Source organism: Streptomyces sp. NPDC059452 (genome assembly GCF_042750035.1).
Classification (GTDB): domain Bacteria; phylum Actinomycetota; class Actinomycetes; order Streptomycetales; family Streptomycetaceae; genus Streptomyces.
In genome coordinates this window covers 111,307-137,015 of record NZ_JBHYVE010000015.1, presented here as the reverse complement: position 1 = coordinate 137,015, position 25,709 = coordinate 111,307, and the positions used below count along the sequence as shown (strand labels likewise).

Genomic DNA, 25,709 nt, shown 5'->3' with positions numbered 1-25,709 from the left:
GGGTTTTACCGTACGTACGTGTCGTCGGGGGCCGCCGACCCGTGCGCCTACCGGATGTACGGAGGGGGGTCCTCCATGTCCGGGACCGCGTCGCCGGTCAGCAGGGCTTCGAGGGCGGCCACCGGGTCGGGGTCCGGGGCGGCGCGGGGCCACCAGTCGTCGGCGCCGGGGTCGGACTCGTAGCCGTACCAGCGGGCGTCGTGGCCGAAGCGGAGCTGGAGCGAGCCGTCCGGGTGGGTGAGGTGGTTGCGCCAGGGCGTGAAGCGCGGGAACTCGGCGGCGGCCAGCAGGGGCCTGGCCCGGTCGAAGGGGCCGGCCGGGGGGTCCCAGGGCGTCTCCAGGACCGTGAGCCCCTCGGCGCCGCCCTGCCGCCAGGCGGCCACCGCGCGGGCCAGGTCGGTGGTGTTGCGGCCGGTGGCATGGGCGAGCTCGCGGTAGAGCGCGCGGGTGGTGGCGGTGAGCCCGGCGGTGGGGCGGGAGGCGGCGATCCGGACCGCGTCCTGCCAGGGGGTGAGCCCGGCGAGCGGATCGCGGCCCGTCGTCAGGAGGGCGTGGGCGCGGGCGGCGGCGTCGGTGGCGAGGTGGTCCAGGCCCAGCGGGTCGCGGGCACCCGGTAGATCCGGGTAGGACGGCGGCTGGCCCGGGTGCGGCGGGACGGGCAGAGGCGCCGGAAGCGGCGGCAGGTAGCGGTCCGCGAGGGCTTCCACCGCCGCGACCGACGGGACGGCGGGGGCGGCGGGGCGCTCGCGGGCGGAGTGCTCGGCGTTGCGGCGGCCCAGCTCCTCCAGCAGCTCGCGCTCGCCCCGGCCCCGCATCAGCAGCAGGACGAACGGGTCGCTGTCCAGCAGCCGCGCGGTCTGGAAGCAGAGGGCGGCGACATGCTTGCAGGGCCGTCCGTGGTCGGGGCACGTACAGCTCGGGTCCAGGTCGTTGCCGCCGGGCAGCAGCCGGATGTCGGCCTCCCGCGCGGTGTCGGCCAGGGAGTGCGGCATCTCCTTCGCCAGCAGCGCGGAGAGGTGGCCGGGGTGGGCGGCGACCGCGTCGAGCAGGGTGTCCCAGCCGGTGTCGGTGAAGGTGCGCAGGCGCAGCTCGGCGCGGTAGGGACGGGCGCGGCTGCCGTGCACATAGGCGACGACACGGCCGGGGGTGACGGTGATCGCGGCGACCTTGCCCTCGTCGGCGTACGCGCGGCCGCGGGCGAGCCGGGCCCCGTCCATCGACAGGGACTCCAGCGCGGCCACCCAGGCTCGGCCCCACCAGCTGTCCGCGAAGGGCTCGCCCTCCTGGGAGGTGCGGGCGGGCACCGCCTCGAAGGTGCGCCGCAGATCGTCGGGGCCCGGCCGGGAGCGGGGCGCCGCCGAACGGGAAGCGGCACCGGAAGCGGGGCGCGCGGCCGGACCGGGTGCCGCCGTACGCGGTGTCGAACCGGGCGGCGTACGGGGTACGGGACCGGGCGTCCTACGGGATGCCGGTCCAGACGTCGGGCGCGGGCTCATGCGGGCCTCCGCAGCGAGACGAGGTCGGCCAGATCGCGGTCGCTCAGCTCGGTGAGGGCGGTCTCGCCCGTACCGAGCACCGCGTCCGCGAGGGCCCGCTTGGACTCCAGCAGCTCGGCGATCCGGTCCTCCACCGTGCCCTCCGCGATGAGCCGGTGGACCTGCACGGGCTGGGTCTGCCCGATGCGGTACGCCCGGTCGGTGGCCTGCTCCTCCACGGCCGGGTTCCACCAGCGGTCGTAGTGGATGACATGGGCGGCCCGGGTGAGGTTCAGCCCCGTCCCGGCAGCCTTCAGGGAGAGCAGGAAGACGGGGACCTCGGCGGACTGGAAGCGGTCCACCATCCGCTCCCGCTCGGGCACCGGCGTACCGCCGTGCAGGAGTTGGGACGGGATCGCCCGGGAGGCCAGGTGGGCGGAGAGGAGCTTGGCCATCGTCACGTACTGGGTGAAGATCAGGACGGAGCTGTCCTCGGAGAGGATCGTGTCGAGCAGTTCGTCGAGCAGGGCGAGCTTGCCGGAGCGGCCGGTGAGCCGGGTGGGCTCCTCCTTCAGATACTGCGCCGGGTGGTTGCAGATCTGCTTGAGCGCGGCCAGCAGCTTCATGACGAGGCCGCGGCGGGCGATGCCCTCGGCCCCCTCGATCTGCGCCATCGTCTCGCGCACGGCCGCCTCGTAGAGCGTGGCCTGCTCCCGGGTGAGGGAGACGGGGTGGTCGGTCTCCGTCTTGAGCGGCAGCTCGGGCGCGATGCCGGGGTCGGACTTCTTGCGGCGGAGGAGGAAGGGGCGGACCAGCCGGGCGAGCCGCTCGACCGCCTCCTCGTTGCCCAGGCCCGCGGCCGTGCCGGTGTTCTCCACGATCCGGGCGTGCCGGGCCCGGAACGCCTTGAGCGGGCCGAGCAGTCCGGGGGTCGTCCAGTCGAGCAGGGCCCAGAGCTCGGAGAGGTTGTTCTCCACGGGGGTGCCGGTCAGGGCGACCCTGGCCGGGGCGGGGATGGTGCGCAGGGCCTTCGCGGTGGAGGAGTGCGGGTTCTTGACGTGCTGGGCCTCGTCGGCGACGACCAGACCCCAGGTGTGCGCGGCGAGTTGGGGCGCGCTGGAGCGCATGGTGCCGTACGTGGTGAGGACGAAGCCGCCGTCCTGCTCGCCCAGGGTCCGGTCGGTGCCGTGGAAGCGGCGGACCGGGACACCGGGGGCGAAGCGGTTGATCTCCCGGTGCCAGTTGCCGAGGAGGGAGGCGGGGCAGACGACGAGCGTGGGGGCCTGCTGGGCGCGGTGCAGATGCAGGGCGATGAGGGTGATCGTCTTGCCCAGGCCCATGTCGTCGGCGAGACAGCCGCCGAGCCCGAGCGAGGTCATCCGGTCCAGCCAGGCGAGCCCGCGCAGCTGGTAGTCGCGCAGGGTCGCGTCGAGCCCGGGCGGCGGTGCGATCGTCGTGCGGTCGTCGAGGATGCGCGTACGGAGGGCGGCGAGGGCTCCGGCGGGGACGGCCTCGACCTGCTCCCCGTCCACCTCGGCGCTCCCGGTGAGGGCGACGGCCAGCGCGTCCACCGGGTCCAGCAGCCCCAGCTCCCGCTTGCGGGCCTTGCGGACGAGGGCGGGATCGACGACCACCCACTGGTCGCGCAGCCGCACCACCGGGCGGTGGGCCTCGGCGAGGGTGTCCATCTCGGCCTCGGTCAGCCGCTCGTCGCCCAGGGAGAGCTGCCAGTCGAAGGAGAAGAGCTGCTCGGCGTCGAAGAAGGAGGTTCCGTCGGTGGCCGATCCGGGCGCGGGCCGCACGACGGCGGCCGCGGTGAGCGAACGGGCCAGCTCGCGGGGCCAGTGGACCTGGACCCCGGCGGCCGCCAGCCGGGCGCCCGCGTCACTCAGCAGCTCGTACAGCTCGTCCTCGGTGATCGCGAGCACGTCGGGGACGGGCTGCTCCAGCAGCCGCTCCAGCGGGGCCCAGACCCGGGCGGCCCTGCGCAGCGCCAGCACCGCGTCGACCCGGGCGCGCGGGCCGAAGGGCTCACCCGCCATGCCGTTCCACAGGGCGGCCGCGTCGACCACGTACGTGGGATCGGCGAGGCTGTGGACCTGCACGACGGCCGCGGCGGCATGACGGGCCGCCGGGTCGTCCGGATGCACCGCAGGCGCTGCGTGCACTGCATGCTCCGGGCGCACTGCATGCTCCGGGTGCTCCGGGTGCTCCAGGTGCTCCAGGTGCTCCAGGTGCTCCGAAGCGTCCTCCCCGGAGGCCGTGACGGCGTAGGTGTCGGCGGTGTCGAACAGCTCGTACGCGGAGAGGTCCAGCCGCAGCGAGACCCGTACGCCCGCGTCCAGGCCGGAGGCCACCTCGACGGCCCAGGCGGCGGCGTGGGGCAGGTGCTGGGGCTCACGGGCGGCGAAGGGCGCGCCCATCGCGAAGGCGGCGGCCGGGGTGCGCGGGAGCGTGTCGGCGACCGCGTCCAGGAAGGAGCCGATCAGCGCCTCCGGGTCGGGGAGCCGGAGCGGATCGAGGTCCGGGAGCGGCACCGCGTACCCCTCGGGCGGCAGCGCCGCGGCGGTGGCCCGCAGGTGCGCGATGTCCTCGGCGTCCCGTGGGCCCGCCCGCCAGGCGTCGTGGCCGCCCGCCGTGAGGCCGGGCAGCAGCCTGCCGCGCGCGACCAGGTGGAGGGCGTGCAGTGCGGCCGCGCCCCAGCAGCGGGTGGCGGGGTGGGCGGACGCCTGGTGCCGGGCGCGGACGAGCACGGGCAGCGCGTCGGCCACGGAGAGCAGTGCGGCGGGCACCTCGGCGCTCCGGGCACCGGACGACCCGCCCGGGCCCGCCGCCCCGTCCCGGCGGACGACCGTGAGCTCCGCCGCGCGGTACGGCACACCGTCGGCCGGGGCCCGGTCATCGGCGTAGGCCTCGTCCGCGTAGGCGAAGGAGGACCCGTCCCGCCCGGCCGTATCGGCGTCCGCGTGCGGGTCCCAGAAGGCGATCCGGCCGTCCCGTGGGACCTGCCCCGGCAGGAAGACCGCCGCACAGCGCAGCAGGCTGCCGACGTCCGCACTGCGCAGCTCACCGCCGTGCGGTTCCTGTGCGTCGTTCCGCGCCTCACCACCGCGCGAGTCCCCCGCGACATTCCGCAGCTCGCCACCGCGCAGGTCCTGCGCGTCCCGTGCCGCCATTCCGGCCACCCCCTCCCACCGATTCGCTCAGTCGGCCAGCACAGCTCATGCTGACTCTGCGAGTCTAGGCGCGAGGTCTGACAATGCTTCCCCCGGCCGCGTCACCGCAGCTCAGAGCGGTATACGGGGCGCTCGACCCCGACCCGGAACCGGCCACGCTCAGTGATCGGCGACCGGCACCCCGCCCAGGTGGGCGGTGCGCATCCGACATTCCGCTTCTCGCCCGGTCGGCCGCGCACCGGATGCCGGGGCGGTGGGGAGCGGGCAGGGTGGCCAGCGCCAGCACGTCTCCCCGGCGCAGCGATGAGAGCCGGAGACGTACCGATGAGAGCCGGACGAGCACCGGACGAGCAGACGAGGACCCGCCCATGTCCGTGACCGCGCCCGATCCCCGCCGCCGACGCCGTCTCGGCGCCGTCGCCGCAGCCTCGCTCCTCGCCCTCACCGCCTCCGGCTGCTCCGGCCTCGGCCGTACAGCGGTCGGCCCGGTGACGTACCACACCGACCGCGAGGCCGTGGTGCAGGTGAACAGTCCTTCGGTGCGCGGCTGCCACCGGCTGGCCCCCGCCGGGGCCCGCGAGGTCGAGAACGGCACGCTGGTCGACATCATCCTCTACCCGAGCCGCGACTGCACCGGCGGCGGGACGGCCTACGTGGCCACCACGTTCAGCGATGTGGCGGCCGAGAGCGGCCCGCCGTGGCGCAGCTACACCTTCGTGCACTGAGCGACCCGCAGGCGGAGACGGCCGCATGCCCGCAGGCGGAGACGGCCGTCTGAAGGACCAACGGTCCGCCCCGCGCCCTCGGCTCCCCTCCCCGGCCTCCCGGGTACATGCTGGAGGGTGAGGTGATCGTGATGCGTACCGGCAGTGAGCCCGCGACCGCCCGCAGTCCGTTGCGGATGCGGCTCTGGCTGAGCCTGTGGGGAACGTTCTGGGCGCTCTTCGGTCTGCTGGCCTTCTCCCTCACCGGACGGCCGGGGTGGGCGATGGCCTGCGCGGTGCTCCTGGCCCTCACGCTCCTGGACCTCTGCGTGGTCACGTACCGCATGCGCCAGGGGGCGCATTTCCAGCCGGGCCGGGACGTCCCGCCGTACGAACCCGACCGGGGCGGACGCCCCCAGTGGCGCAGGCCCGACCCCGGAGACCGTACGAAGCCACCGTGACGAAGCCCCCATGACGGCGGCGAGGTCGAAACAGCCGCGCGCGGTCAGCCCTCCGCGTCGAACCTGGCCGCCTTCAGGTACTCCGGCTTCGGGTCCAGCGCCGCCGCGAGCCGGAAGTGCCGCATCGCCTGGTCCGGGCGGCCCGCCCGCTCGAAGGTGCGGGCCAGCGCGTAGTGGGCGAAGGCGTTGTCCGGCTCACGCTCCAGCACCAGCTCGAACTCCAGCTCGGCCGGGCGGAGTTGGGCGGAGGCGAAGAAGGCGCGGGCCCGCAGCAGCCGGGCGGCGGTGTTCTCCGGGTGGGCGGCGATCACCGAATCGAGCAGTTTGACCGCGCCCCGGGGGTCCCGGGCGTCGAGCAGTTGCTCAGCAGCGCGGAAGTCGATGACATGGGTTTCGGGGTTGCTCTCGGGCACGGTCGCATCCTTCCCTTCGCTCCCGCGTTTCCAACGTCCGCCCCGGTGCGGGTATTCCGGCGCGGGAGCCGGTACGGGTCAGCGGCTGGTGGCCGCCGCCCTGCGCAGCAGTTCCTCCCAGACCCCCCGGATCTGCGGCTCCAGCGCCTCCAGCGGCCCGTCGTTGTCCACGGTCAGATCGGCGACGGCCAGGCGCTCCTCGCGGGTGGCCTGGGCGGCCATCCGGGCGCGGGCGTCGGACTCGGTCATTCCGCGCAGGTTCACCAGCCGGTCGAGCTGGGTCTCGGGGGACGCGTCCACCACCACGACCAGGTCGTAGAAGGGGGCCAGGCCGTTCTCCGCCAGCAGCGGTACGTCGTGGATGACGACGGCGTCCGCCGCGGCCTCCCCTTCCAGCTCGGCGGCGCGGGCGCCGACCAGGGGGTGGACGATCGCGTTCAGCGCGGCGCGGCGGTCCGGGTCGGCGAAGACGATCGCGCCGAGCGCCGGGCGGTCCAGGGTGCCGTCGGCGGCCAGGACGTCCGGCCCGAACTCCTCGACCACGGCCGCGAGCCCGGGCGTCCCGGGCTCGACGACCTCGCGCGCGATACGGTCGGAGTCGATCAGCACGGCACCGTACTCGACGAACCGCCGCGACACTTCGCTCTTGCCGGCGCCGATCCCGCCGGTCAGGCCCACTTTCAGCATGGGCCGCAGCCTACGGGCCCGGCCGGGACGCGCAACGGCCGCCCTCCCGCCCGGTGGCTCGGTGGCTCAGCCGTCGCCCTCCTGCCCGGTGGCTCAGGCGTCGCCCTCCCGCTCCGCGAGGAAGCGCTCGAACTCGCGGCCGATCTCGTCGGCGGACGGCAGGTCGACGGGTTCGGCGACGAGGTTGCCCCGGGTCTCGGAGCCGGCGACCGCGTCGTACTGGTGCTCAAGGCCCTCGACGAGGGAGACCAGCTCCTCGTCGCCCTGGCCGATCTGCCGGTCGATCTCGGTCTGGGTGCGGTGGGCCTCGGTGCGCAGGGAGTGCGCGAGGGCCGGCAGGACCAGGCCGGTCGCGGCGGTGATCGCCTCCAGCGCGGTCAGGGCCGCGTCCGGGTAGGCGGAGCGGGCGACGTAGTGCGGGACGTGGGTGGCGACCCCGAGGACGTCGTGGCCGGACTCCATCAGCCGGTACTCGACGAGGGACTCCGCCGAGCCGGGCACCTGGGCCTCGTCGAAGGGGCTGCGGTGGCCGGGCATCAGGTCCGTGCGGTTGCCGTGCGGGGTGATGCCGACGGGGCGGGTGTGCGGGACGCCCATGGGGATGCCGTGGAAGTTGACCGTGAGGCGGACGCCGAGGCGCTCGACGATCTGCTCGACGGCGGCGGCGAACCGCTCCCACTCGACGTCCGGCTCGGGGCCCGACAGCAGCAGGAAGGGCGCTCCGGTGGCGTCCTGGACGACCCGGACCTCCAGGGTCGGAGCCTCGAAGGACGTCCAGCGGTCGCGCCGGAAGGTCAGCAGGGGCCGGCGTGCGCGGTAGTCGACGAGCCGGTCATGGTCGAAGCGGGCCACGACCTGGTGGGGCAGCGTTTCGAGCAGGCCGTCGACGATCTGCTCGCCGGTCTCGCCCGCGTCGATGTATCCCTCGAAGTGGTAGAGCATGACCAGGCCGGCCGACTCCTGGGCCAGCGCCATGTCGACGACGGCCAGGCCCTTCGGCTCCCATTCGTACAAACTCTGCGGATCAGGCACGGTTACCGCTCCTCCTCGTGTTCCTTCGGAAGAACGCGGCCGACTCCATGAGCATTCCCCGCGACCACACTTTCCGGCAACGGAGCTTCACGGCCCGTCAGTTATCGGTCCAGACCTTGACGGGTCCGTCGCCGTCCCTACCGTCACCGGCGGCAGCGGGCTGACCGGCATCGCCGTGATGCCCTGATCAGCACCCCGATACGCGAGTGAGGCCCGCCCCCCGAAGGGAACGGGCCTCACTCAGTGCTCTACAGCTCTACCGCAGCCGATGGAGCCACCGGGGTCCGGAGCGTCAGCTCTGGCCGCCCGCCAGCTTCTCGCGCAGGGCAGCCAGGGCCTCGTCCGACGCCAGGGCGCCGGAGTTGTCCGCCGACTCCGAGGAGTACGAACCGCCACCGGAGCCGCCCGAGGCGGCCGGAGCGGCGCCGGCCGGGGCGGCAGCACCCTCGGCAGCGGCGGCCTCGTCGGCCTCGCGGGACTTGATGACCTGGGCCTGGTGCTGCTCGAAGCGCTGCTGCGCCTCGGCGTACTGGGTCTCCCAGACCTCGCGCTGCGCCTCGAAGCCCTCGAGCCAGTCGTTGGTCTCGGGGTCGAAGCCCTCGGGGTAGATGTAGTTGCCCTGGTCGTCGTACGACGCGGCCATGCCGTACAGCGTCGGGTCGAACTCGACCGAGGCCGGGTCGCCACCGAAGGACTCGTTGGCCTGCTTCAGCGAGAGGCTGATGCGGCGGCGCTCAAGGTCGATGTCGATGACCTTGACGAAGATCTCGTCGTTGACCTGGACGACCTGCTCCGGGATCTCCACGTGGCGCTCGGCCAGCTCGGAGATGTGGACCAGACCCTCGATGCCCTCGTCGACGCGGACGAACGCACCGAACGGAACGAGCTTGGTGACCTTACCCGGGACGACCTGACCGATCTGGTGCGTCCGGGCGAACTGCTGCCACGGGTCTTCCTGCGTCGCCTTGAGCGACAGGGAGACGCGCTCGCGGTCCATGTCGACGTCGAGGACCTCGACGGTGACTTCCTGGCCGACCTCGACAACCTCGGAGGGGTGGTCGATGTGCTTCCAGGAGAGCTCGGAGACGTGCACGAGACCGTCGACGCCACCCAGGTCCACGAAGGCACCGAAGTTGACGATGGAGGAGACGACGCCGGAGCGGACCTGACCCTTCTGCAGGGTGGTGAGGAACGTCTGGCGAACCTCGGACTGGGTCTGCTCGAGCCAGGCACGGCGGGACAGGACCACGTTGTTGCGGTTCTTGTCCAGCTCGATGATCTTCGCCTCGAGCTCCTTGCCCACGTAGGGCTGGAGGTCGCGGACACGACGCATCTCGACGAGCGACGCCGGGAGGAAGCCGCGGAGGCCGATGTCGAGGATGAGACCACCCTTGACGACCTCGATGACGGTACCGGTGACGATGCCGTCTTCTTCCTTGATCTTCTCGATGGTGCCCCAGGCACGCTCGTACTGAGCGCGCTTCTTCGAGAGGATCAGGCGGCCTTCCTTGTCCTCCTTCTGAAGGACCAGGGCCTCGATCTCGTCGCCGACCTTGACGACCTCGTTCGGGTCGACGTCGTGCTTGATCGAGAGCTCGCGGCTCGGGATGACACCTTCGGTCTTGTAACCGATGTCGAGGAGAACCTCGTCCCGGTCAACCTTGACGATGACACCGTCAACGATGTCGCCGTCGTTGAAGTACTTGATCGTCTCGTCGATCGCCGCGAGGAACGCGTCCGCGTCGCCGATGTCGTTGACCGCAACCTGCGGAGTGGTGGCGGTGGTCTCGGTGCTGCTCGTCATGTGGGAAAGGGCTCCGGTACGGACAGAGAGTCGTAGGTACTGCTACGCCGAAAGCCCGTATCGCCTCTGCAGAAGCCGGACAGCCTGGAAAGCGCGCAATCCGTTTCCGGAGAGACGCCTCGACAACCGAGGGGACATGCAACAGACGCGAGCGCGGCCTGCTAGGTCTGAGGCGCGCAGGCTCGCAGCGCAACTTGTAGCATACGGGGGCAGCCGGACAGGGTCAATGCACGCAGGCGCGGACCGGGGGCACAGCGGCCCGGTATCGGCCCTGTTCCGGAGCAACTCCTGTTCTCCGAGGCGTGTTCGGGCCGATCGACCCGAACACAATACGGCAGGGCGGCAAGGCGTCGCGCACACGTGCCCGTAACCCGGTACCACCCTGGTGCCTGGTACGTACCGCGTGCGGCGAGTGAAGGCAAACTACAACGACGGGCACGATGAGCCAAGAGATCCACGGGACCTGCTCCTACGAAACGGCCGAACCCGAAGCCACCCGCCGCGCGGCGGACGAGGCCGAGAGCAGCCGGGCCAGCCGCGGGTGGTGGGACCGCAACGCCGACGAGTACCAGATGGACCACGGCGGCTTCCTGGGGGACGACCGCTTCGTCTGGGGCCCGGAAGGGCTCGACGAGGCCGAGGCCGCCCTCCTGGGGCCCGTCGAGGCCCTCAAGGGCCTCGACGTCCTGGAGATCGGCGCCGGGGCCGCGCAGTGCTCGCGCTGGCTGGCCGGACAGGGCGCCCGCCCGGTGGCCCTCGACCTCTCCCACCGGCAGCTCCAGCACGCCCTGCGCATCGGCGAGGGCATCCCGCTCGTCGAGGCGGACGCGGGCCGGCTCCCCTTCCGGGACGCCTCCTTCGACCTGGCCTGCTCGGCGTACGGGGCGGTGCCCTTCGTCGCCGACCCCGTCCAGGTCTTCCGCGAGGTCCACCGCGTGCTGCGGCCCGGCGCGCGCTGGGTCTTCTCCGTGACGCACCCGATCCGCTGGGCGTTCCCCGACGAGCCGGGGCCCGAGGGCCTCTCCGTCGCCGCCTCCTACTTCGACCGCGTTCCCTACGTGGAGCAGGACGAGCAGGGCAACGCCGTCTATGTGGAACACCACCGCACGCTCGGTGACCGGGTGCGGGACGTGGTGGCGGGTGGGTTCCGGCTGCTCGACCTGGTCGAACCGGAATGGCCGGAGTGGAACGACCAGGAGTGGGGCGGCTGGTCCCCGCTGCGCGGCAACCTGATCCCGGGCACGGCGATCTTCGTGTGCGAGCGGGACTGACGTCTCCCTGGGAGAGGTCCGCGTACGACACTGGGACCGTGATCCGCACCGAAGCCCTGGACCGTCTGCCCGTCCGCACCGCCGTCCCCGCCCTTGAGCGCGCGCTCGACGACCGGGGCGTCGCCGTCCTGTGCGCCCCTCCCGGCACCGGCAAGACGACCCTCGTGCCGCTCGTCCTGGCCGGGCTGACCGGTGGCGGGCCCGTACGCCGGGTCGTGGTCGCCGAGCCGCGCCGGATCGCCGCGCGGGCGGCGGCGCGGCGGATGGCCTGGCTGCTCGGGGAGCGGCCCGGCGGCCGGATCGGTTTCACCGTGCGCGGGGAGCGCGTGGTGGGGCGGGAGACGGTGGTGGAGGTCGTGACCACCGGGGTGCTGCTCCAGCGGCTCCAACGGGACCAGGAGCTGGCCGGGGTCGATGTGGTGATCATCGACGAGTGCCATGAGCGCCATCTGGACGCCGACACGGTGGCCGCCTTTCTCCTGGACGTACGGGAGGCGATCCGGCCCGATCTGCGGCTGGTGGCGGCATCGGCGACGACGGACGCGGAGGGGTGGGCCCGGCTGCTGGGCGACGCGCCGGTCATCGAGGCACAGGGCGTGTCGCATCCGGTGGAGGTGGTCTGGGCCCCGCCCGCACGCCCCGTCAAGCCTCCGCACGGGATGCGTGTCGATCCGGCGCTGCTGACGCATGTGGCGGCCACCGTGCGGCGGGCCCTCGCGGAGCGGGAGGGGGACGTGCTCTGCTTCCTGCCCGGTGTCGGGGAGATCGCGCGGGTGGCCGGGCAGCTCGCCGGGGTCGACGCCGAAGTGCTCCAGGTGCACGGGCGCGCCCCGGCCGCCGTGCAGGACGCGGTACTCGCCGGGTCCTCCGAGGGGCGGCGGGTGGTCCTGGCGACCTCGGTGGCGGAGTCCTCGCTGACGGTCCCCGGGGTGCGGGCCGTCGTCGACTCGGGCCTCGCCCGGGAACCCCGTACCGACCACGCCCGGGGCCTGAGCGCCCTGACCACCGTACGGGCCTCCCAGGCGGCCGGACGGCAACGTGCGGGCCGGGCCGGGCGTGAGGCGGCCGGGGCGGTGTACCGGTGCTGGGAGCAGGCCGAGGACGGGCGGCTCGCGCGCTTCCCCTCGCCGGAGATCAAGGTGGCCGACCTCGCCGCGTTCGCGCTCCAGGCGGCGTGCTGGGGCGATCCGGACGCCTCCTCGCTCGCCCTGCTGGACCCGCCGCCCGCCGGGGCGATGGGCGCCGCCCGCGAGGTGCTGAGCGCGATCGGGGCGGTGGACGCGACCGGCCGGGTCACGGAACGCGGCGTACGGATGTCCCGGCTCGGGCTGCACCCACGGCTGGCCCGCGCCCTGCTGGACGGCGCCCGGGAGGCCGGGGCGCGGCGGGCCGCCGAGGTGGTGGCGCTGCTGAGCGAGGAGCCGCCGAGGGAGTACGGGGACGATCTCGCGGCGGCGCTGCGGACCGCCCGCCGGGGCCAGGACGGGTACGCGGGGCGCTGGAAGCAGGAGGTGCGGCGGCTGTCGTCCCAGGTGGACGGGACGGGCTCCGGCTCCGGCTCCGGGAAATCGCCGGGCTCCGGCTCCGGCGGCGCACCCTCGGGAACCGGCGGCTGCGGTTCCGGGCCCACCGCGGGCGGCCGCTCCGACGACGCCGTCGTCGGGCTCGTCGCCGCGCTGGCCTTCCCTGAGCGGGTGGCACGGGCCCGGGGCGACGGGGCCTTCCTCATGGTGTCGGGAACGGGCGCGGAGCTGCGGGACGGGTCGCGGCTGCGCAGCGCGCCCTGGCTGGCCGTCGCCGTCGCGGACCGGCCCTCCCACGCGGCCTCCGCCCGGGTCCGGCTGGCGGCCGTGGTCGACGAGGACACCGCGCTCCTGGCCGCCGGACACCTGCGGGTGCGGGGCGAGGAGGTGCGCTGGGTGGACGGTGAGGTGGTGGCCCGGTCGGTGGACCGGGTCGGGGCGGTGGAGCTGGCGGTACGGCCCCTGAAGCAGCCGGACGCGGAACTGGTGCGCGGGGCCCTGGTGGAAGGGCTGCGGCGGGAGGGTCTTGGGCTGCTGCGGTGGACCCGGGACAGTGAGCAGTTCCGGCTCCGCCTGGCGTTCCTGCACCGGGTGGTGGGGGCGCCGTGGCCGGACGTGTCGGACGCGGCGCTGCTGGCGGAGACCGGGGCGTGGCTGGAGCCGGAGCTGTCGCGGGCCCGTCGGCGCTCGGACCTGGGCCGGATCGACGCGGGCCAGGCGCTGCGCCGGCTGCTGCCGTGGGCGACGGGTGAGGCGGTGCGGCTGGACGAGCTGGCGCCGGAGCGGATCGAGGTGCCGAGCGGCTCCCGTATCAGGGTCGAGTACGGCGGCGAGCAGCCCGTACTGGCCGTCAAGCTCCAGGAGCTGTTCGGGCTGAGCGAGACGCCCCGGGTGGCCGGGGTCCCGGTCCTGGTCCACCTCCTCTCCCCCGCCGGGCGCCCGGCGGCCGTCACGGCGGACCTGGCGTCGTTCTGGCAGGACGGCTACAAGGCCGTACGGGCGGAGCTGCGCGGGCGCTACCCGAAGCATCCGTGGCCGGAGGACCCCGCGACCGTACAGGCCACGCGGTACACCTCGGCGCGGCTCAAGCGTTCATAACACCCTCCGGCCACCCTCAAGCGTTCGTAACACCCTCCGGCCGCCTCAAGCGTTCACAACACCCTCCGCGCCCTCCGGCCGCCGCGAGCGCGCCTCCAGCCACAGCGCGAGCGTGAGCAGGCCGATGCCCAGGCCCAGGAAGCCCCAGGGCAGGTAGGAGGTGAGGAGAAGGACCAGGACGCGCTGGGACTTCACCAGCTCGACCGTGTCCACGATGTAGTCCTCGCGCATCTTCACATGGCCGGAGAAGGCGGTGACGGTGTCCTCGGACATGCCCATCTTCTTCGCGTCGCGCAGCTCCTCCTCGTGGATCTCCTCGCCGTTGACCGGCGCCCCGGTGACCGGCTCGACCCAGAACATGCGCTTGGTGGTGTACCAGCGGGTCATGCCGGTCTGCGCGATCTGCTCGGCGGTGACCCCCGCGATGGGCATCTTCTTCGGCATCGGGACCTTCGTCCACGGGACCGTCTGCTCGAAGTAGTAGACCTCCAGGCCCCGGAAGGTGCGGGTGCCCTTGTAGTGGATGGGGGCGGTGGTACGGGTCTGGGCGTCGAAGTACGCGTAGTCCCGCTTCTCGGTGAGGAAGGGCCACTTGAACTCGATGCCCTCGCGGCGGACCGGGTCGCCGTCGACCATCTCACCGGTGGCGTTGACGGGGGCCTGGGTATGGGCGTCGAAGATGTACCGCTCGGGGATCTCGGAGACCATCTTGCCGTCGGGGCCCTCGATGTAGGAGAGCGCGTCCCAGACGACGACGTCCCGCCCGGCGCTGCGCTCGATCTTCTCGGACTCCTCCACGTTGCCCTTGAGCGTCTGGACGATGGTGACCTTCTCGACCTCCTTCGCCTTGAGGGTCGTGTAGTCGAGGAGGACGGCGGGTTTCGCCTCCAGGACGACCTCCTGGTACTGGTTCGGCGGGACCTTGGCCAGGCGCGGGAAGGCGTACCAGCGCAGCAGCGGTGACAGGGCGGCGAAGAAGACGGCGAGGGCCAGGAGTACGAGACCGGCTCGGCGGCGCATGGCGGTGACCTCTTCCCTCTGCGGGACTACTTCTTCGGGTCTGCTTCGGAGCTACTTCTTCGGAGCTACTTCTTCGGGCCCGGGACCGTGGTGAGCAGCGGTTCGGGCGAGGTCTCGCCGGCCGGGGCCCCGACGGCGGAGACCGTGAACACGAGCGCGAGGGCGGCGGCCAGTCCGATGGCGGCGGCGACGAGAGCACGCATGCCCGACCTCCCGGAAGATGATCCGACGGTGGCGACCTGATGGGCCGTCAGGGGTGGGGCACCGTAGCAACCGGGGCGCGAGATGAGAACAGAAGAAGCGCGGTACGGGAACACAGAAGCGGACAGCCCCCGCGCCGGGTGGGCACGGGGGCTGTCGGTGGAGCGCGGTGGGTCAGGCTTCGGGGGTCTGCGTCTCCTCCGGGGCCTGGACGGTGAGCTCGATGACGACCGTGGCGCCGCCCTCGGTGGTGAGGAGCAGCCGGTACGTGCCCGGGTTCGCGTCGGCGAAGAGGGCCGGGAGCCGGAGCAGGCCGTCGGCGTCCGTCGTGAGGGCCAGGGTGCGCAGCGGCTCGCCCGCCGCGTCCTTGAAGTACGGGCCCTTGTCGTTCTCGACGGGCTTGTCGCCGTCCGCGATCAGCGTGGCGGTGACGGCCACCCCGGCGGCGGCAGCGCCCTTGTACGTGGCCTTGAGGGTGACGGCGTCCACGAACTGCGTCCCGGGCGCGGCGACGAGCGCCTTGCCGTCGGTCCGAACGATCGCGTCGGCCTGGCGGGCGGTGACGCTCGCCGCGTAGGTCAGGGTGCGCGGCCGGACGGTGCCCGCGGTGGCGGTCACCGTGAACTCGCCCGCCTTCTCGCCCGCGTCGAGCACGGGCGCGGTGGCGGTGCCGTCGGCCCGCGTGGTCACCGTGACCGTCTTCCTGCCGCCCTCGAAGAGCGTGCCGGTGGTCCCGGTGACGGTGAAGGTGACCGGCACCTCGGCCATCGGTGCGCCCAGCGCGTTCCTGGCCCGTACGGAGACGCGCTCGTCGAACGTCCCGCCCGCGGGGGCGGTGAGGGGGCCGGTGCCCGCGTTCTCCAGGGAGCCGAAGGTCTCGGCCGGGGACGGGGTCGGCTTCGGGGGCGTCGGCGTGGGAGGCGGGGTGGGCGTCGGGGTCGGGGGCGGCGTCGGGCTGGGCGTCGGGCTGGTGGAGCCGCCACCGCCGGGCTTCGTGGCGCCGGGGCCCGGCTTCGTCGTGCCCGGCTTGGAGGGCGACGGTGAGGGCTGCGCGCTCGGCGTCCGGCTGGGGTCGGGGCTCGGGGACGGGATGCTCGGCGCGGTGGGGAGGATTCCGCTGCCGTCGGGCACCTCGTGCGTGCCGCGCTGGTAGTACGCGAACCAGGACCGGACCGTACGCAGGTACTCCGTCGACTGGTTGTAGCTCAGCACCGCCCGGTCGAGATCGGCGGCGACGGCGAGGTTGCGGCCGCCCGCGCAGAGGTAGCGCCCGGCGGCCAGCGCCGCGTCATAGATGTTGTTGGGGTCCTTGCGGCCGTCACCGTTGGCGTCCTGGCCCCAGATCGCCCAGGTCGACGGGATGAACTGCATCGGACCGACCGCCCGGTCGTGGACGGCGTCGCCGTCGTACGCCCCGCCGTCGGTGTCCTTGATCAGTGCGAAGCCCTGGCCGTTGAGAGCCGGGCCGAGGATCGGGGTGGGGGTGGTGCCGTTCGCGTCGACCTGGCCGCCGCGGGCCTGGCCCGACTCGACCTTGCCGATGGCCGCGAGGAGCTGCCAGGGCAGCCGGCAGGCCGGGTCCGTGGTCGCGACGGACCGCTCGGCCTGCTTGTACGCGGCCAGGACCGTCGCCGGAATACCCGCTTCCGCACTGCCGGTGGCGACCGGGAGATTGCTGGACGAACCGGGCCGGTCGGGCGTGACGAGCGGCGGAAGGTCCGTGTAGTACGGGGAGTTGCCGGTGGCCGCACCGCCATCGGAGCCGCCCGCCTCACCGCCGGCCGCCTGCTGGTCCCCGCCCGCCGGCCCTTCGGCCAGCGGAGCCGCGGGTGCCTGGGAGGCCGCGAGCGCCGCCACGGCGGCCGCTGCCACCGCGGTGGTCGTGGCTCCCTTGCGCAGACGTCGGCGAATGTGCGCTGCCATACGTTCCGGTCCCTCCCCCTCGACGGCTGCTCGCGCTCCCCAGCACGAGGACTCCAGCGACCCTACGGCAACTTGTGACGCCCGAGCACCGCACCCTGACCGGTTCTTACTGTTTTTTCACGTTCCCGTAAGCACGTTGTCCCAGGGGGCAACGGAGGGTGCCCTAAGCGTTCCCGCATACTTGCCGCCATGCCGTTCACGCTCAGCCATGCCGCCGCCGTGCTCCCGGTCGTCCGCCGCGACGGGACCGGCCGCTGGGGGCTGATCCCCTCCGCCCTCGTCGCCGGTTCGTTCGCGCCCGACATCACCTACTTCGCGGACACGGTGATCCCCGGGGCCATGGGGTTCGGCTGGTTCACCCACACCTTCCTCGGCGTGGTCACCGTGAACGTGCTGATCGCCGCCGTGCTCGTGGCGGTCTGGGTGGCGCTGCGCGAACCGCTGGTGGCGCTGCTTCCGGTACGCGTACGGGGCCGCGTCCACTCCTACGTACGGGGACAGCGGTGGACCCGGGAGTCGTTCGGGCCGTCCGCCTGGCTGTGGTTCATACGGTCCGCCGTGCTCGGGGCGGCCACGCATGTGGTGTGGGACGCGTTCACCCACCACAGCCGGTGGGGGACGGAGCTGCTGCCGTTCCTCAACCGGAGCGTCGGCGGCTTCCCGCTCTACCAGTTCGCGCAGTACGGCAGCTCGGCGGTGGCCCTCGTGGTGCTCGGCTGGTTCGTCACCACCGGTCTGCGGCGCACGGCCGCCGTCCCGGTGCCGGAGGCGCTCCCGGAGCTCGGCCGGGGCGAACGGTGGGGCGCGCTCGGCCTGCTGGCCGCCTGTGTGCTGCTGGGCACCGTCCACCGCTGCGTGCGCTGGTACGCCCACTTCGGGCAGGTGGAGAACCTGCTCGACCTCGTCCCGACCGCCTGCTTCGGCGCGGGCGCCGGACTGGCGGCCGGGCTGCTGCTGTACGGGGTGTGGATACGGCTGCTGCGCGGACGACAGCCGAAGAAGGGCCCGGGGCAGGGGTCCGGGGCGGACGGGTCCCCGGTGGAAGCGGCTGCCGACCGGTGAGCGGAGCCGACGGGGAGGGCCCGGAACCGCGATGCGGATCCGGGCCCTCCGGTCTCCCGTGGCTCAGTGGGCCGCCGACTCCCAGTCCGTGCCGACGCCGATCGAGACGTCCAGCGGGGCGCGCAGCTCGACGGCGTCGGCCATCTCGTGGCGCAGGATCCGCTCCACCTGCTCCCGCTCGCCCTCCGCGATCTCCAGCACGATTTCGTCGTGCACCTGGAGCAGCATCCGCGAGGTCAGCTCCGCCTCCCGCAGCGCCCGGTCCACCCGCAGCATCGCCACCTTCACGATGTCGGCGGCCGTGCCCTGGATCGGGGCGTTGAGCGCCATCCGCTCGGCGGCCTCACGGCGCTGGCGGTTGTCGCTGTTGAGGTCGGGGAGATACCGGCGGCGGCCGAGGATCGTCTCGGTGTATCCCGTGGCCCTGGCCTCCTCGACGACCCGGTGGAGATAGTCCCGTACCCCGCCGAACCGCTCGAAGTAGGTGTCCATCAGCACCCGCGCCTCGGCCGGGTCGATGTTCAGCTGCTGGGAGAGGCCGAACGCGGAGAGGCCGTAGGCCAGGCCGTACGACATGGCCTTGATCTTGCGGCGCATCTCCGGGTCGACGGCGCTCTTGTCGACGCCGAAGACCTGCGAGGCGACCGTGGTGTGCAGGTCCTCGCCGGAGGTGAACGCCTCGATGAGACCGGCGTCCTCGGAGAGGTGCGCCATGACCCGCAGCTCGATCTGGCTGTAGTCAGCCGTCATCAGCGTCTCGAAGCCCTCGCCGACGACGAAGCCCCGGCGGATCGCCCGCCCCTCGTCGGTGCGGACGGGGATGTTCTGGAGGTTGGGGTCGGTGGAGGAGAGCCGGCCGGTCGCCGCCACCGTCTGGTTGAACGTGGTGTGGATGCGTCCGTCGGCGGCGATCGTCTTGATCAGGCCCTCGACCGTGACGCGGAGCTTCGCCTGCTCGCGGTGGCGCAGCATCAGGACCGGCAGCTCGTGCTCGGTCTGCGCAGCCAGCCAGGCCAGCGCGTCCGCGTCCGTCGTGTACCCGGTCTTGGTCTTCTTCGTCTTCGGCAGGCCCAGCTCGCCGAAGAGGATCTCCTGGAGCTGCTTGGGCGAACCGAGGTTGAACTCGCGGCCCACCGCCGCGTGCGCCTCCTTCACCGCCTGCTGCACGGTCCCGGCGAACTGCTGCTCCATGGACTCCAGATGGGCCCGGTCGGCGGCGATGCCGTGCCGCTCCAGCCGGGCCAGCAGGATCGAGGTCGGCAGCTCCATGTCGTACAGCAGCTCGGTCGCGTTGACCTCCTGGAGGCGGGTCGTGAACGCGTCCCCGAGGTCCAGCACCGCGCGGGCCTGCGCCATCAGGGCGTCCTGCTCGGCCCGGTCGTCCGCGCCGAAGGCCAGCTGCCCGTCGGAGGCGGCGGCCGGGGCCAGCTCGCGGCCCAGATACTCCACGGCCAGCGCGTCCAGGGCGAAGGAGCGGCGGCCCGGCTTCACCAGATACGCGGCGAGCGCGGTGTCCATCGCGACGCCTTCGAGCCGCCAGCCGTGCTCGGGGAAGACCCGCATCACGTTCTTCGCGTTGTGCAGCACCTTCGGCCGCTCCGGGTCGGACACCCAGGCGGCGAACGCCCGCTCGTCGGCCTCCTCCAGCTGCGCCGGGTCCAGCCAGGCGGCGGCCCCGCCGGCGGAGGCGAGCGCGACCTCGGTGACCGTACCGGCGCCCAGGGACCAGGTGTCGACGGTCATCACACCGAGCGGCTGCGCACCGTGCGCCTCCAGCCACGGGCCGACCTCACCCGCGCCGAGCACCACCCCGTCCAGCTCGATACCGGCGGCGGGTGCGGGCGGCTCGGCCTCCGCCGCGCCCGGGTCGACGGCGAGAAGACGCTCGCGCAGGCTCGGATTGCGGATCTCCAGTATGTCCAGGACACCGGTGACCGCCGTGCGGTCGTACGGGGCGCGCTCCAGGTCGGCCGGGGACTTCGGCAGCTCCACGTCCCGGACCATCTCGGTCAGCACCCGGTTCATCTTCACCGCGTCCAGGTGGTCCCGGAAGTTCTGCCCGGCCTTCCCCTTGACCTCCTCGGCCCGCTCCACCAGCTCGGCGAACGAACCGAACTGGTTGATCCACTTCGCGGCCGTCTTCTCACCGACCCCGGGGATGCCCGGCAGGTTGTCCGACGGGTCGCCGCGCAGGGCGGCGAAGTCCGGATACTGCTGCGGGGTGAGCCCGTACTTCTCGAAAACCTTCTCCGGGGTGAACCGGGTCAGCTCGGAGACCCCCTTGGTGGGGTACAGCACGGTCACGTTCTCCGTGATCAGCTGGAAGGAGTCCCGGTCACCGGTGACGATCAGCACCTCGAACCCGGCCGCCTCGGCCTGGGTCGCCAGCGTCGCGATGACGTCGTCCGCCTCGAACCCGTCCACCGCGAACCGGTCCGCGCGCATCGCGTCCAGCAGCTCGCCGATCAGCTCGACCTGCCCCTTGAACTCGTCGGGGGTCTTGGAGCGGTTCGCCTTGTACTCCGGGAACTCCTGCGCCCGCCAGGTCTTGCGGGACACGTCGAACGCGACCGCGAAGTGCGTGGGCGCCTCGTCACGCAGGGTGTTCGCCAGCATCGACATGAAGCCGTACACGGCATTCGTCGGCTGCCCCACCGCCGTCGTGAAATTCTCCGCGGGCAGGGCGAAGAACGCCCGGTACGCCAGGGAGTGCCCGTCCATGAGGAGCAGGCGCGGTCGGTTGTCTGCCGTCTTCTTCGATGCCGTCTCAGCCACGCCCCCGATCCTGCCACGGCCCACTGACAATCCGGACCGGGCACGACCCCGTACAGCCCTCACACACCCGCTGTACGACCCCCGCCCGCCCGTGCACGACCCGCGCCCGCCCCGTGACACACCGCCCGGCCGGGTGCGATGTCAGTGGTGCGTGACAGGATCGATACCGAGGCAGAACGCCCGCGGAAGAAGCGCTCGAAGGGGAGCAGCATCATGGCCAGCAAGCCGCCGACCGGTGACCCGGTCCAGGACGCCCCGCAGGTCGAGGCGGCCCCGCACGCCGCCGCCGGGCTGCCCGCCGTCGCTCACTCCCTGCGCATCGCCCAACAGCAGATGGGCGTACGCCGCACCGCGCGGACCCTCCTCAAGGTCAACCAGAAGGACGGCTTCGACTGCCCCGGCTGCGCCTGGCCCGAGGGCGAGAAACGGCACACCGCCGAATTCTGCGAGAACGGGGCGAAGGCCGTCGCCGAGGAGGCGACGCTGCGCCGCGTCACCCCCGACTTCTTCGCCGCCCACCCCGTCGCCGACCTCGCCGAGCGCAGCGGGTACTGGCTGGGCCAGCAAGGCCGGATCACCCAGCCGGTGTACCTCCCCGAAGGCGCCGACCGGTACGAGGCCATCACCTGGGAGCGCGCCTTCGCGGTCATCGCCGAGGAGCTGACCGCGCTCGGCTCCCCCGACGAAGCCCTCTTCTACACCTCGGGCCGCACCAGCAACGAGGCCGCGTTCCTCCTCCAGCTCTTCGCCCGCGAGTTCGGCACCAACAACCTGCCGGACTGCTCCAACATGTGCCACGAGTCGTCCGGTTCGGCGCTCACCGAGACCATCGGCATCGGCAAGGGCAGCGTCTCCCTGGAAGACCTCCACCAGGCCGACCTGATCATCGTCGCCGGACAGAACCCCGGCACGAACCACCCCCGGATGCTCTCCGCCCTGGAGAAGGCCAAGAACTCCGGAGCGAGGATCATCTCGGTCAACCCGCTCCCCGAAGCCGGGATGGAGCGGTTCAAGAACCCCCAGACGCCGCTCGGCATGCTCAAGGGCACCCCGCTCAACGACCTCTTCCTCCAGATCCGCATCGGCGGCGACCAGGCCCTCTTCCGCCTCCTCAACAAGCTGATCCTGGCCACCGAGGGCGCCGTCGACACCGCGTTCGTCACCGAACACACCCACGGCTACGAAGAGTTCGCCAAAGCCGCCGAAGCCGCCGACTGGGACCAGACCCTCACCGCCACCGGCCTCACCCGCACCGAGATCGAACAGGCACTCGCCCTCGTCCTCGCCTCGGAGCGCACCATCGTCTGCTGGGCCATGGGCCTCACCCAGCACAAGCACTCCGTGCCCACCATCCGCGAAGTCGTCAACTTCCTCCTCCTGCGCGGAAACATCGGCCGCCCCGGCGCCGGGGTCTGCCCCGTGCGCGGCCACTCCAACGTCCAGGGCGACCGCACCATGGGCATCTTCGAACGGCCCGCACCGGCCTTCCTCGACGCCCTCGACAAGGAGTTCGGCATCACCTCGCCCCGCCACCACGGCTACGACGTGGTGCGCTCCATCCAGGCCCTGCGCGACGGCGAGGCCAAGGTCTTCTTCGCCATGGGCGGCAACTTCGTCGCCGCCACCCCCGACACCGCCGTCACCGAGGCCGCCATGCGCCGCGCCCGCCTCACCGTCCATGTGTCGACCAAGCTCAACCGCTCCCACGCCGTCACCGGCACCCGCGCGCTGATCCTGCCCACCCTCGGCCGCACCGACAAGGACGTCCAGGCGGGCGGAAAGCAGTTCGTGACGGTCGAGGACTCCATGGGCATGGTCCACGCCTCCCGCGGCAACCTGGCCCCCGCGAGCCCCCATCTGCTCTCCGAACCGGCGATCGTGGCCCGCCTCGCCCGCGCGGTCCTCGGCACCCGGTCCCGTACCGACTGGGAAGCCTTCGAGCGGGACTACGCCACCATCCGCGACCGCATCTCCCGCGTCGTCCCCGGCTTCGAGGACTTCAACGCCCGCGTCGCCCGCCCCGGCGGCTTCACCCTCCCCCACGCCCCCCGCGACGAACGCCGCTTCCCCACCGCCACCGGCCGCGCCAACTTCACCGCCGCCCCCGTCGAGTTCCCCGAACTCCCCGCAGGCAGGCTCCTGTTGCAGACCCTGCGCTCCCACGACCAGTACAACACCACCATCTACGGCCTGGACGACCGCTACCGGGGCATCAAGGGCGGCCGCCGGATCGTCATGGTCAACCCCGACGACGCGGACACCCTCGGCCTGCCCGACGGCTCCTACACCGACCTCGTCAGCGAATGGAAGGACGGTGTGGAGCGCCGCGCCGAGGGCTTCCGCGTCGTCCACTACCCCACCGCCCGGGGCTGCGCCGCCGCCTACTACCCCGAGACCAACGTCCTGGTCCCGCTCGGCTCCACCGCCGACACCAGCAACACCCCGGCCAGCAAGTCCGTCGTCATCCGCTTCGAGAGCCCCCGGGCCACCGAGAGCCCCCGGGCCACCGACTGAAAACCGCCACTCCCTAAGCGTCCGCTCAGCCGTCTGATAAGAACAGTGCAGACAGCAATGAACCAGCGCAGACGATCGGAGCCGGACCCATGGGCGAGCAGACCGCACCCCTCTTCCCGCAGGAAGTCATCGACGAGTACGCGGCCCTCGGCGTCGACCTCCCCGCCCTCTTCTCCGCCGGCCACCTCGGCGAACGCATGGGCGTGACCATCGTCGAGGCCGCCGCCGACCGCGTCGTGGGCACCATGCCCGTCGAGGGCAACACCCAGCCCTACGGCCTCCTGCACGGCGGCGCCTCCGCCGTCCTCGCCGAGACCCTCGGCTCCATCGGCTCCATGCTCCACGGCGGCGCCACCAAGCTCGCCGTCGGCGTCGACCTCAACTGCACCCACCACCGGGGCGTCCGCAGCGGCCTCGTGACCGGCGTCGCCACCCCCGTACACCGGGGCCGCTCGACCGCCACGTACGAGATCGTCATCACCGACGAACAGGACAAGCGGGTCTGCACCGCCCGCCTCACCTGCCTCCTGCGTGACGCCCCCACCCCGGACGCCCGCTGACACCAGCACCCCGCGTCACCCCCGCACCACCCCCGTACCGCCCCGCAAGGCCACCCTGCCCGGCCGGAATCGCACCTCGCATTCCGGCCGGGCAGCGCCATATCCCCACCAATTCCAGCGGTGTTGACCAGCACACTCGGTCAACACCCTTGACGGCACACGGCGTTCCATGAGCCACTCAGCAGCCACATTGGCCTCAGCGGACTCGAACGCACCTTCGCCGTCGTGACACTCCGTAACAAGCACGAGATGCGAAAACCAGCCGCCCACCCCGGCCCGAGGCCCCCGGGGCGCCCCGACACGCCCGACGCCGCCACCTCCCCGCGTCAGCACCATGATCACCCCAAGCCCCTTAGCAGAGCTGCGCGTTCTCAGCATGTGGTCACTCCGCACTCCGTGCCAAAGCCACCCATCTGCACCCAGGAACCTCAAGCCTTGCTCAAGGGCATAACAAGAGAGTCACATCCGTAGCCGACCCGTCCCGGAGGCCCCCGGCTGCGCTTAGAGTCACCGCCAGTCACCGCGCCGCCGGGCGTGTCTGCTGCACGGCCCCCTGTACCACCCCAGTACGGCCCGGCGATCGACACGGCACCTCATGCAGAGGAGGCCGCGCCAGGGAAAGGACCTTTCGTGCGACACCGTTCTTTGCTCATACTCACCGCCGCGCTCACCACCGGAGCGCTCACGCTCACCGCCTGCGGTTCGCGCGACGACAGCAACAGCAACAGCGGCGACGGCGGCGGCAACCAGACCGTCGTCATCGGCCTTGACGCCCCGCTGACCGGCGACCTCTCCGCCCTCGGCCTCGGCATCAAGAACTCCGCCGACCTCGCCGTCAAGACGGCCAACAAGAACAAGACCGTCCCCGGCGTCACCTTCGAGATCCAGGCCCTCGACGACCAGGCCCAGCCGTCGTCGGGCCAGCAGAACGCGACCAAGTTCGTCGCCAACAAGAAGGTCCTGGGCACCGTCGGCCCGCTGAACTCCTCCGTCGGCGAGTCCATGCAGAAGGTCCTGGCCGACGCCAAGCTCGTCCAGGTCTCCCCGGCGAACACCTCGCCCTCCCTCACCCAGGGCCAGGACTGGAACGGCGGCACCAAGGCCCGCCCGTTCGCCTCCTACTTCCGCACCTCCACCACGGACGCCGTCCAGGGCCCGTTCGCGGCGCAGTACCTCTTCAACGACGCCAAGAAGAAGAACGTCTACGTCATCGACGACAAGAAGACGTACGGCGCCGGCCTGGCCGCCACCTTCAAGGCCGAGTTCGAGAAGCTCGGCGGCAAGGTCGCCGGCACCGCGCACATCGACCCCGAGACCAAGGACTTCTCCTCGGTCGCCACCCGGGTCAAGAGCTCCGGCGCCGACGTCGTCTACTACGGCGGCGAGTACCCCGCGGCCGGCCCGCTCAGCAAGCAGATCAAGAAGGCCGGCGCCAAGATCCCGCTCGTCGGCGGCGACGGCATCTACAGCGGCGAGTACATCAAGCTCTCCGGCAAGGAGGGCGTGGGCGACCTCGCCACCTCCGTCGGCGCGCCGATCGAGACCCTCCCGTCCGCCAAGGAGTTCGTCGCGAACTACGAGAAGGGCGGCTACAAGGAGCCCTTCGAGGCGTACGGCGGCTACTCCTACGACGCCACCTGGGCGATCATCGAGGCCGTCAAGGCGGTCGTCGAGGCCAACGACGGCAAGCTCCCGAGCGACGCCCGCGCCAAGGTCGCCGAGGCCGTCGGCTCCGTCGACTTCGACGGCGTCACCGGCAAGGTCTCCTTCGACGAGTTCGGTGACACCACCAACAAGCAGCTCACCGTCTACGAGTACAAGGACGGCGACTGGGCGGCTGTCAAGTCCGGCGAACTGACCAGCTGACACCCACCAGCCTGACCCACCACCGGCCGCGGGGGGGGGGGGCCCCCCACCCCCCCCCCCGCCCGGCCAACCACCCCCAAAACCCAAACCCCTAAAGCCCCCCCCCCCACAATAAAGGCCATGGGGGCCCCCCCCCGGGGGGGC

The 25,709-nt window shown here is 72.4% G+C and carries 18 protein-coding genes; 8 read left to right on the top strand and 10 right to left on the bottom strand.

All coding sequences use genetic code 11. From position 1 onward, the window contains the following. Positions 1 to 47: 47 nt before the first annotated feature. Positions 48 to 1,304, bottom strand: coding sequence for an SWIM zinc finger family protein (locus tag ACFW9Z_RS20930; protein WP_384642885.1), 1,257 nt, complete (start codon positions 1,302 to 1,304; stop codon positions 48 to 50). Positions 1,305 to 1,492: 188 nt separating this feature from the next. Beyond that, positions 1,493 to 4,651 (bottom strand): DEAD/DEAH box helicase, encoded by a 3,159-nt coding sequence (locus ACFW9Z_RS20925; RefSeq protein WP_384642882.1) that lies wholly within the window; start codon positions 4,649 to 4,651, stop codon positions 1,493 to 1,495. A 368-nt stretch (positions 4,652 to 5,019) separates the two neighbouring features. On the opposite strand from ACFW9Z_RS20925, the gene ACFW9Z_RS20920 reads away from it, so the two are divergent. Next, the gene (locus tag ACFW9Z_RS20920) at positions 5,020 to 5,376 is read left to right on the top strand and encodes a hypothetical protein (protein WP_384642879.1); all 357 of its coding nucleotides are present in this window, start codon (positions 5,020 to 5,022) and stop codon (positions 5,374 to 5,376) included. Between the two features lie 107 nt (positions 5,377 to 5,483). After that, entirely contained in the window at positions 5,484 to 5,816 is a 333-nt protein-coding gene (locus ACFW9Z_RS20915; protein ID WP_384642876.1) for a DUF6343 family protein, read from the top strand. A 44-nt stretch (positions 5,817 to 5,860) separates the two neighbouring features. Here ACFW9Z_RS20915 and ACFW9Z_RS20910 read toward each other — a convergent pair whose 3' ends face one another. The 4 genes from ACFW9Z_RS20910 to rpsA all read right to left on the bottom strand — a co-directional run bounded on the left by ACFW9Z_RS20910 (position 5,861) and on the right by rpsA (position 9,752). After that, positions 5,861 to 6,229, bottom strand: coding sequence for a tetratricopeptide repeat protein (locus ACFW9Z_RS20910; protein ID WP_384642873.1), 369 nt, complete (start codon positions 6,227 to 6,229; stop codon positions 5,861 to 5,863). Positions 6,230 to 6,307: 78 nt separating this feature from the next. After that, positions 6,308 to 6,916: a dephospho-CoA kinase gene (gene coaE / locus ACFW9Z_RS20905; RefSeq protein ID WP_384642871.1), complete on the bottom strand. Its 609-nt coding sequence runs from the start codon at positions 6,914 to 6,916 to the stop codon at positions 6,308 to 6,310. A gap of 93 nt (positions 6,917 to 7,009) precedes the next feature. Continuing rightward, positions 7,010 to 7,948, bottom strand: a complete 939-nt coding sequence (locus ACFW9Z_RS20900) for a PAC2 family protein (RefSeq protein ID WP_384642868.1) — start codon at positions 7,946 to 7,948, stop codon at positions 7,010 to 7,012. Positions 7,949 to 8,240: 292 nt separating this feature from the next. After that, entirely contained in the window at positions 8,241 to 9,752 is a 1,512-nt protein-coding gene (rpsA, locus tag ACFW9Z_RS20895) for a 30S ribosomal protein S1 (protein ID WP_018512105.1), read from the bottom strand. Between the two features lie 440 nt (positions 9,753 to 10,192). Here rpsA and ACFW9Z_RS20890 point away from each other — a divergent pair, with 440 nt between their 5' ends. Together ACFW9Z_RS20890 and hrpB are read left to right on the top strand one after the other, a co-directional pair. Further along, positions 10,193 to 11,023: a class I SAM-dependent methyltransferase gene (locus ACFW9Z_RS20890; protein ID WP_384642864.1), complete on the top strand. Its 831-nt coding sequence runs from the start codon at positions 10,193 to 10,195 to the stop codon at positions 11,021 to 11,023. Positions 11,024 to 11,061: 38 nt separating this feature from the next. After that, entirely contained in the window at positions 11,062 to 13,644 is a 2,583-nt protein-coding gene (gene hrpB, locus ACFW9Z_RS20885; protein ID WP_384642861.1) for an ATP-dependent helicase HrpB, read from the top strand. 45 nt (positions 13,645 to 13,689) lie between these two features. Here hrpB and ACFW9Z_RS20880 read toward each other — a convergent pair whose 3' ends face one another. The 3 genes from ACFW9Z_RS20880 to ACFW9Z_RS20870 all read right to left on the bottom strand — a co-directional run bounded on the left by ACFW9Z_RS20880 (position 13,690) and on the right by ACFW9Z_RS20870 (position 16,788). Then, positions 13,690 to 14,664: a DUF3068 domain-containing protein gene (locus ACFW9Z_RS20880; RefSeq protein ID WP_384642858.1), complete on the bottom strand. Its 975-nt coding sequence runs from the start codon at positions 14,662 to 14,664 to the stop codon at positions 13,690 to 13,692. A gap of 65 nt (positions 14,665 to 14,729) precedes the next feature. Further along, positions 14,730 to 14,867 (bottom strand): SPW_0924 family protein, encoded by a 138-nt coding sequence (locus tag ACFW9Z_RS20875; RefSeq protein WP_384642855.1) that lies wholly within the window; start codon positions 14,865 to 14,867, stop codon positions 14,730 to 14,732. A 172-nt stretch (positions 14,868 to 15,039) separates the two neighbouring features. Further along, positions 15,040 to 16,788: a lytic transglycosylase domain-containing protein gene (locus ACFW9Z_RS20870; RefSeq protein WP_384642852.1), complete on the bottom strand. Its 1,749-nt coding sequence runs from the start codon at positions 16,786 to 16,788 to the stop codon at positions 15,040 to 15,042. 189 nt (positions 16,789 to 16,977) lie between these two features. On the opposite strand from ACFW9Z_RS20870, the gene ACFW9Z_RS20865 reads away from it, so the two are divergent. Beyond that, positions 16,978 to 17,850, top strand: coding sequence for a DUF4184 family protein (locus ACFW9Z_RS20865; protein WP_384642849.1), 873 nt, complete (start codon positions 16,978 to 16,980; stop codon positions 17,848 to 17,850). Between the two features lie 63 nt (positions 17,851 to 17,913). Here the strand turns inward: ACFW9Z_RS20865 and polA are convergent, their stop codons facing one another. Continuing rightward, a complete protein-coding gene (gene polA / locus ACFW9Z_RS20860; RefSeq protein WP_384642846.1) occupies positions 17,914 to 20,625 on the bottom strand; it encodes a DNA polymerase I in 2,712 nt (903 codons plus the stop codon). A gap of 213 nt (positions 20,626 to 20,838) precedes the next feature. Here polA and ACFW9Z_RS20855 point away from each other — a divergent pair, with 213 nt between their 5' ends. The 3 genes from ACFW9Z_RS20855 (at position 20,839) to ACFW9Z_RS20845 (ending at position 25,565) form a co-directional block, all read left to right on the top strand. Beyond that, positions 20,839 to 23,139, top strand: coding sequence for an FdhF/YdeP family oxidoreductase (locus tag ACFW9Z_RS20855; RefSeq protein WP_384642843.1), 2,301 nt, complete (start codon positions 20,839 to 20,841; stop codon positions 23,137 to 23,139). 89 nt (positions 23,140 to 23,228) lie between these two features. Continuing rightward, positions 23,229 to 23,699: a PaaI family thioesterase gene (locus ACFW9Z_RS20850; protein WP_384642840.1), complete on the top strand. Its 471-nt coding sequence runs from the start codon at positions 23,229 to 23,231 to the stop codon at positions 23,697 to 23,699. Between the two features lie 630 nt (positions 23,700 to 24,329). Continuing rightward, on the top strand, positions 24,330 to 25,565 hold the full coding sequence (locus tag ACFW9Z_RS20845; protein WP_384642837.1) for an ABC transporter substrate-binding protein: 1,236 nt from the start codon (positions 24,330 to 24,332) through the stop codon (positions 25,563 to 25,565). The last annotated feature ends 144 nt before the right edge of the window (positions 25,566 to 25,709 follow it).